The following is a 1625-nucleotide window of genomic DNA, read 5'->3' as shown; positions in this document are numbered from 1 at the left end:
TACAGTAAACCCCCATGCCCCGCAGGCGGAGCACCACAATAGATATAGCCTGTATTCTGAAAACCCATTATACTACCTCCTTATTTCGTGTATACTTATTATAACGGCATACAAGTCGGTTATTTTTTGGACTTTGAGTCCGTCAGTAAACTGAACTGAGCTTCCTCATTGAACCACTATCTGTCCAGTGCATTTTTGTTCTGCACGAAAGGACGTACAGTAAATTAATTATTGCTAGGAAGCTGGCCGTAAACCCTTGGATCTCCATTTATTGAAGGAGGATTACTATGGAAAGAGTTTGCGACAATTGTGGTGGTATGGATCTGCACAAAAAACTCATCGTTGTCTGCTTAAAACAAGGCCACAAGCAGGAAATACGAGAGTTTGGTGCAACAACCAGAGAACTTCTGGAACTCTGTGACTGGCTCAAACAAGGTAACTGTCAAAAGGTTGCAATGGAGAGCACAGCGTCATATTGGAAGCCCGTGTACAACATCCTTGAAGCATCTGGGATAGAAGCTATCGTCGTCAATGCCCGACATATGAAAAATGTGCCTGGCCGAAAAACTGACGTCAAAGATGCAGAGTGGATAGCGGATCTTCTCCAGCATGGCTTGCTGGAAGCAAGCTATATCCCGGATAAGGATCAGCGCGAACTGCGGGAACTTGTACGTTATCGGAAGAGTCTCACTGGTGAAAGAGCCAGAGAACTAAATCGTCTTCAAAAAATGCTTGAAGGCGGAAATATCAAACTTTCCGGAACCGTACGAAACATTAATGGAAAAAGTGCCCGCAACATATTGGAATTAATTCTTTCCGGCAAAAAATTTGACTCCGCAACATACGATGAGCTGTATGAGAAAAATATCATTGCTCACAATCTCAAAGCCTCCAAGGAACAGATTATCGATGATCTAAACGGTTTTCTTTCTCCGCTCCAGCGTCGAATGATGAAGGAATTGCTCAATCATTTGGATGAATTAAATACTCACATTCGAAATCTGGATGATGAAATCGACAATTTCATGAAGCCCGAAGAAAAGAAAGCTGCATCAGCAATTCAGAATATTCCTGGAATTGCTGATTCCAGTGCAAAGTCAATCATCTCCGTAATTGGTTACGACATGAAAAGATTTCCTACAGCCAGGCATCTCGCATCCTGGGCAGGGATAAGCCCTGGAAATAACGAGAGTGCACACAATCGTAAATCAGGAAAAACGACCAAAGGAAACACACTTCTACGAGAAACATTGGTCATCTGCGCACATTCGGCTGCAAGAGTAAAAACATCTTATTTCCATGCTCAATTTCAAAGGCTGCGATTACGGCGAGGAGCCAAGAAAGCATATGTAGCGGTAGCTCATAGTATGTTAATTGCAATCTATCATATCCTGAATGAAGGTGTTGCCTTTAAGGACCTTGGAGCTGAATATTATAACAAGTTTAATAAAGAGCGAAAAATCAATTCGTATCTAAAAAAACTAAAAGAGCTAGGATATGAAATGCCTGCTGTGGTCGCATAGCATTTGATATTTTACCCCATAAAAGCACGTTTAGATTGGATAGGGGTTTTTTGCGCTTTTTTAATGGGGCTTGGCCCCACAACTTATTAGGCTATACAGTAA

At 41.8% G+C, this 1625-nt stretch carries 1 protein-coding gene; it reads left to right on the top strand.

Annotated elements, in window-relative coordinates; all coding sequences use genetic code 11:
• Positions 1-287: 287 nt before the first annotated feature.
• Positions 288-1523 (top strand): IS110 family transposase, encoded by a 1236-nt coding sequence (locus ACTQ3A_RS13830; RefSeq protein WP_441495186.1) that lies wholly within the window; start codon positions 288-290, stop codon positions 1521-1523.
• Positions 1524-1625 lie beyond the last annotated feature (102 nt).

The organism is Bilifractor sp. LCP21S3_F8 (genome assembly GCF_052117805.1).
GTDB lineage: Bacteria > Bacillota > Clostridia > Lachnospirales > Lachnospiraceae > Bilifractor.
The sequence above is the reverse complement of the archived record's forward strand: the minus strand, read 5'-3'. Positions and strand labels throughout refer to the sequence as shown.